Genomic DNA, 6738 nt, shown 5'->3' on the forward strand with positions numbered 1-6738 from the left:
CCTAGTTCGAAGGCCTCATCTGTGCTGGTAAGGTCAGGCCTTGAATCTGAGGCGAAAGTTTACCATATCAGTTTGGGAGACGCTCACCTGCACCTGGATCATAGCCGCAACCTCCTTAACAATCAATAGTCCGAGCTCATCGACCCTTCCTTTTGGACCCATCGGATCCGTACTGATTACTACTTCCCGATCGTTGATGAAATCCACTTTTTCTTGCGGCAGACCAGTTCCCGTGTTAGAAATGATTAGTTCCTTTCCATCCACGTCATCGTGAAAACTGAAACTAATCGTGCCCTGGTAGGTGTACTTAGACGCATTGTCAAGCAGGTTATGAACGATGATCGCTAAAAGTTGCTCGTCGGAATCGACAAAAATGCCCTCGGCAACGTCATTGATAATTGTGTTGTTCTTGGCGAGTGCTACTTTTTCAAAAAGCGCAATCTTTTCCTGAATCAGCGCATGAATATTTAGGGGCTTAATTTGAATTTGTTTACCATACATCTGCATTTTGACATAATTAAGCAAGTCGCGAAGCAACGTTGCGGTCCGCTCCGATATGGAAGATACGATCGTTGCGGCTTTCTGAACCTGATCATACCTGCCATCTTTGCAAAGGTCAACAATGTCTGCGGACACATAGGTGGCATAATTCAAAGGTGTCTGAATGTCATGTGTGATCGACGCCAGAAGACGAGACATCAGATGAACCTGGCCGGTAAGTTCTGTTTTCGACGCTTCCAGCTCGGTCATCGTATTTCGAAGTGAGTTTGTTCGGGTAGCCACAAGAGTCTCTAGTTGCGTGTTTTCTGTTTGGATTGCCCTCAGTTTGAGCCGGTTGAGCATCAGTCCGGCAACGACCAAAAAAGCCGAGATTGCAGTTGCAAATATTATGAGAACCCAATTCGTCAAATACCAAACCTGGGGCACGAAAAAATGGGCTCGTTTATAAACATAGCCATCCGCGGACAGGCTGCTGCGCTTGCGAACGACGAGGTCGTATTCACCTGCATGGATGCTCGAATAATGGATCACCATTTCATTGCCGATTTCATTCCAGTTTGGGCTTGTCTGATTGTTTCCTTTTTCAACCAGCGCATAAGAAACATCCAGGTTGCTGACGTTTCCAAAAAATGGGGTTGAAAAATGAAACTCGACATTCTGCGGGTTGATGGGTAACGAATATCCCCCATCGGTCTGTTCAAGTGGGATTTGGTTTACCAATACCTGATCAAGCTTAATAGCGGATTGGTCGTTGTACTTGCGTATTTGTTCCGGCCTAAACCAGACAAAGCCCTCCATCGATGGGAGTGAAACATACCCATTGCCGAGTTTCAGGCCGCACGGCTGGCAACTTCCATTGAACTCGTTGTTGGCAAAACCCTCATCGAGTGCATGATGGATAAAGAATGGTGGCTTTGGGGTAGTTTGGGGTGAGGTTGATATTACATTGGCGTAGTCGAGCAATTCTTTCTCGGATACTTGAAAAAGTCCTCTGTTGGTAGGTATCCACAAAGAGCCAGCTTCGTCATCGACAGCGCAGTGCGCCGATGCCAGGAACTGGTTTTTGTCTAACGGGAAGGTAGCAAGTTTACTTTCGTTGACCAAAAGCATTAGCCCCTTGCCCCTGGCTGTAAGCCACAAGCGATTCTGGCCTGACCGGCGGATGCTTTTGATGTTGGTACTGTCTGTGCCTGGCAGTACCGTGCCGCTTCCGGAAGTGGTGCCTACCTTATAAAGGCCGGCCTCCGTGCCGACCAATAGCGAGCCGTCCCGAGCGGTTTCCATGCAAGTGATATTCGCGGGAAGTTTGAATTTAAGCTGTTTAGGAGCAATTTCGAGCTGTTCAGGGTCCAGCAGGAAAATATCTTTGGAGACTCCTACCCAAATTTTCCCACTCTTGTCCTGGCAGACAGAAGAAATATGTTTTTCAAATTCCCACGTCTTTTCAAGCGTTTCTGCGCCCTTTGAAAACAGAAGCAGTTTTTCCCAGCTTCTGATCCAGAGCTTCCCATCTTTGCTCCTAAATATCACCCACTTGTCCGCAGGGTTTAGCTCAGCCAGCATAGAAAAGTTTTGATCTATTATCTGGCCGGAGCGGGCGTCTTTTCCGAGTATGTTTCCCGTTGGAGTCAATACCGTGTTTTCCCCAAAAGCAACTTGTGCGTAAAACACATTCGAGATCTCGTTGCCCCCGGTTTTTACAACCTCAAACTGAGGTACATGGATAACAAAAAGGCCCTTTGCCAGGCCTCCTGCGAGTAGTTTTCCGTTAATTGCATCGTAGTATGCTACCGTTATGCCGTTGGCGTGAAAATCAAAATCTTTCGCCAGAAGCCTGGCGTAAACCATGCCATTACCATACCGTTCGAGCACGTATGTCGCATTATCCTGATGCAAAAAAGCCTGCTCCGAGTTGGGGTTCCACAGCAGTTTCATCTCTGCCGTCAGGTCGTTGTAGGAAGGATCATTAATAATATCGCCAATTATTCGAAGATCCTGTACCCGACCATTGACAACCTGGGAGACGGTATTACGATCTTTCACCCAGCACAGGTTTCCGTCCCAGACAAAAGCTTTTGAAACGACCAGGTTATTAACTGAAATTTCATAGTTTTTTTTCCAGCCTCGGTAGTATATCACGCTGTTTTTGTTGAAAACATAGTAATTCCCGTCTCGGCTGGCCGCAGGTAATCCATGAGGACGCTCATCATCGGGAAAACCAGATATATTCGGTATCCCTTTGATCCAGTTTACTCCTTTCATCGATTGAAGCTGGGCCGAGGTCAGAGCTTGTTTATAATTGTATGCGTTATCGTCCTTTTCAGCGTTCCCATCCTTGATCTGAATCAGGTCGCCGGCATTCGTCTCTGCATACATTTTCGACGCGCGACCATTGGCTAAAATGCCGTTGTTTTGATACACAGGCTGTATACCAACAATCCCGTCTACGCTCGTATTCAGCTTCCCACTCAGTGAGACAAAGTTTCGTCCATCGAAACGGACCAAACCCGCTTCTGTTGCAAGCCATACATAACCTTCTTTGTCGGCAGCGATGCTTTTGATACTGTTTTGAGGCAGGCCGTTTTCTGAGGTGTAGTGGTTGACTCTCAAGGCGACCTGTGCGTGAGCGGGCCCGACCTGCATCACCACCGCAAGTGAAACGAAAATGGGCAGCCAGTAACCGGGTTTTATCAACCTTAAAAAGTAATGTTTAATCATGGGGTGGTGTTTTGGTATCAGCCGGCAAATTTAACTGATGAAACCATTTGAAATTGAATATGCCGGACGGGCAGCGGTAAAACCGGCGTTGGATGTGTCCTGGGTCGGATTTTTAGTGATCAAAACCGACGACCGTTGCAGAAGGGTAATTTTCAGGAATATTACCCTTCTCGGTCTTTGCTGATGAAACGACGATCTGACTATCGAAAGTAAGGTTGATCGCAGCCAGAATACGCTCCCGCTTTTCGAGCTGAATTTCTTTTTTGGTAATCCAATCGGCCAGTTGCCCAGTGCAGAACAAGGTTGTGAAAATCCACAGTGTTGCGATGCTTCATTGAGATCGGCAAGCTTTTCGGTGGCGTTTTTATTGGTGATAACCAGTGCCGTAAAGTAGTATAGTGTAGCAAGAAATTTTTGCTCCGGGGTGTACTGTGAGCCGATGCAAACGTTGTAAGCTCTTCGAAGATCATTGTAGCGTCCCCGATACAGATACAGTTCACAGTTCCTGGTTTGATAAAGCCCTTTTTCGTGGTCCGGACTACTTGTAATTAATAATGTGCCGGCTTAAACTCCATCAAAAAATGGCCTACTTCCGGATCGGCCGGGATCATTCCAGGGTTACACTGCTGGCAGGCTTCAATCATCAGGTACAGTGGGGAGGCAGAAGTTCCCATGAGACAATAGACGGCAGAATGCCCAATGGGATAAAGAACTATTTCAGGATTGTTTCAGGGAAGCCCGGGGATGCTAGTAGCACACCCAATTCGTTCGATGATGGAAATCGGGTTGGAAATCATTTGGGGACGCCAACCACAGAAACCATTTGGGCACAGCCTCAGTATGCGGATTTCTTTACGAGCAATAACCGGGTGTCGGTCTATCACCTGGGAGTGCGAGGGAAGCTCTTTCGAAGAGTGGAATGGGCAGGCAAATGTTCGTATTCGAGTAATTGGGGAACTTACAATGCGCCTTTCAAGTCTTCTGTGAGGCAATTTTCAGCGGTCCTGAACTTGCAGACGCGTGTCAGCATTGCCGGTCCGACAGATATCGGGGCCAGTTTTGGTCTGGATACCGGGAAGTTGTTTCCTCAGACGTTTGGCGCGATGCTGACAGTCAGAAAGCAGATGAGTATCTATTGAGTTTTGCATTGGTATATGAAAACAGCCCGGCACAAACTTGCACCGGGCTGTAAAAATTTATGTTCTATGAGTTGTTTATGCTTTTTTTGGAGCTTCAATATTGAGTAGTTCGGGATTTTCTTTTTCGATTTTCTTGTAGAGCTGGATCACGTTGGTCACACCAAACTTCTCGAATATGCTAAGTTTATGTGTGCTGACTGTGCTCCATTTGATGCCCAGCTGCCCCGCTATTTCTTTTGTCCACTTGCCTTGCAGAAGTAATCTTATGATTTCAGCCTCCCGTGGTGTAATCACCGCCGCCTCCTTGTGTTTGTTAGGGTTACTGATAGACTTGAGGTAGTTATGCGCCAGGTAGCTTTGCGTTTGTGAGCTCATGTACTTTTCTCCGTTCAAAACCATCCGCATTGCTCTTGCGATCGCGGTGAAGGGGGCTGACTTTGAAAGAAAGCCGTCAGCACCCGCGCTTAAGTATTTGACAGAAAAATCTTCTTCGTTCATTGCGCTATGCACTAGAATTCGAACAGGGGCGTAGACATTTCTTAGGCTTTCAATCATCTTGGGGCTATTCCCTCCCGGAACGTCGATGTCCAATACAACTAAGTCTATCGAGCTTTTAGCAACTATACCGAGCCCCTGGTCAAATGATGAAGCCGAAAATAGCGAGGCCTCGGGGATGCTTTCTCTAACAATAGCTGTGAGGGCCCACAAAACAATTTCGTGGTCATCGATCAACAGAATTTTTGTCTGCTCGTCTTCCTGCATGATAAGGATACTTTTGTGGCGAAGTAGCTACAAAAATAAAAAAACTTGATGAAAAGCCATGCTGGCAATAATTCGAGATTTCGATAGAATTCATTTATCTCTTCGCTTGGCATTCGAGCGGCACCACTATGCTGGCAACCAGTTACTTTTGTTATAAATGAGGAAATATCTTGCTTGAACAGGAGCGCTTAATATTAGCGTATACTGTTTATCGTTCGGCTGGCGAAAGACCGGGTCGATTATTCTTTTTTACACCATAAGAGATGAATTTCCAGATATGAAAAGAATTCTAATCATCGATGGGCAGTATTTGTTCCGACTTAGCTTGCAAACGGTCCTCAGAGAGCTGTACACGGATTGCGAAATCGTCGAGGCAGAAAGTATCGGCTCAGCGTTAGAGCTGCTCAGAGCGGAGATTTTTGACTTGGTTATACTGGATATCGAGATCGAAAATCACACGGGTATAAGAATGATAGAGTTTGTTAGTCGCATCTCTATATTGACCAGCGTCATCATATTCACCTCGGCGCACGAACATGTGCACGCCGAACGCTATGTGCTCGTGGGAGCCAAGGGCTTTATTCAAAAGTCGGCGAAACGGGAGGAGGTGGTCGGGGCGATGTCCGCTGTATTAAATGGCAGACACTACGTGAGCAATAATGTACACAAGCTACTGCTTAATGGGCGCCCTGTCTACAATGTGCGTGAACCCCGACTCTCAGACCGTGAAAGAGAAGTGATGCAGTTGATACTTCAAGGTAAATTAACCAAGGAAATTGCCGGGATATTGCAGATCCAGGGCAATACAGTGAGCACTTATAAAGCAAACATATTTCGCAAGATGCGAGTTAACAACGTTTTGGACCTGGCCAAGAAGGTTAGCGTCGATTGAATAATTGAGAGGATAGTTTACTTAGTGATGTGAATTCAGGCACGCCCGCGAAAATCTTCGCGGGCGACTTTTTTATTTGAGTTTCGCCAACTATTGGTTATTCGAGCCATCAGCACAAAACAGCCCGGCAGGAATCTGCCGGACTGTCGGTTTTTGTAATACTAGAAAAGGCATTGATTATCAACTAAAACTTATCTTGCAATAAGCAGCTTTTGTGTGTTTAGTGCCCCGTTCAGGTCGGTGATTTTCAAAAGATAAGCACCTGGTGCCAGCTTTTTGACATCGATACCCTCGGTAGAAACAGCGGCGGATTGATAAACAGAAGTCCCGTTGTGACTAAGGATTTCGACATTTTTGACCGAGGCTGGTTCAACGCCGTCGAGTTTGACAAAATCCGCTGCCGGGTTGGGGTAAAGGGCAATTCCCCTGCCCTCCGTGTTGACCCGACGGATGACGCTATACGCGAACGTGTTGTCCTGGTCCACCATCTTCAAGCGGTAAAGACTTCTTCCTGTCAGAGGGTTCTCGTCGGTGAAGGAGTACTTTCTGATTGTTGTGCTTTCCTTACCGGACTCTACCGATCCTATTTTATTCCACTGTTTGCCATTGGGACTGCGTTCGATCTCGAATCGGTCGCTGTTGGTTTCTTCACTGGTCGACCAGGAAAGCAGTGCGGTTTTGCCCTCTTTTGCTGCCGAGAATGAGATCAGTGTGACGGGCAGGTTG

6 protein-coding genes are annotated in these 6738 nt (G+C 46.8%); 2 read left to right on the plus strand and 4 right to left on the minus strand.

Translation table 11 applies throughout. The annotated features are described in order from the left end of the window. Positions 1-33: 33 nt before the first annotated feature. Positions 34-3219: a sensor histidine kinase gene (locus tag IEY24_RS26850; RefSeq protein ID WP_188938330.1), complete on the minus strand. Its 3186-nt coding sequence runs from the start codon at positions 3217-3219 to the stop codon at positions 34-36. Positions 3220-3331: 112 nt separating this feature from the next. After that, positions 3332-3520, minus strand: a complete 189-nt coding sequence (locus tag IEY24_RS26855; protein WP_188938333.1) for a hypothetical protein — start codon at positions 3518-3520, stop codon at positions 3332-3334. 280 nt (positions 3521-3800) lie between these two features. On the opposite strand from IEY24_RS26855, the gene IEY24_RS26860 reads away from it, so the two are divergent. Next, a complete protein-coding gene (locus IEY24_RS26860; protein WP_188938335.1) occupies positions 3801-4358 on the plus strand; it encodes a hypothetical protein in 558 nt (185 codons plus the stop codon). A gap of 75 nt (positions 4359-4433) precedes the next feature. Here IEY24_RS26860 and IEY24_RS26865 read toward each other — a convergent pair whose 3' ends face one another. Then, the gene (locus IEY24_RS26865) at positions 4434-5120 is read right to left on the minus strand and encodes a response regulator transcription factor (protein ID WP_188938339.1); all 687 of its coding nucleotides are present in this window, start codon (positions 5118-5120) and stop codon (positions 4434-4436) included. A 277-nt stretch (positions 5121-5397) separates the two neighbouring features. On the opposite strand from IEY24_RS26865, the gene IEY24_RS26870 reads away from it, so the two are divergent. Further along, positions 5398-6012 (plus strand): response regulator transcription factor, encoded by a 615-nt coding sequence (locus tag IEY24_RS26870; protein WP_188938342.1) that lies wholly within the window; start codon positions 5398-5400, stop codon positions 6010-6012. 191 nt (positions 6013-6203) lie between these two features. On the opposite strand, the gene IEY24_RS26875 is transcribed toward IEY24_RS26870, so the two are convergent. Continuing rightward, positions 6204-6738, minus strand: a 535-nt coding sequence (locus tag IEY24_RS26875; protein WP_188938346.1) for a T9SS type A sorting domain-containing protein, incomplete at its 5' end; no start/stop codon positions are given.

Source organism: Dyadobacter endophyticus (genome assembly GCF_014641595.1).
GTDB classification, from domain to species: Bacteria; Bacteroidota; Bacteroidia; order Cytophagales; family Spirosomataceae; genus Dyadobacter; species Dyadobacter endophyticus.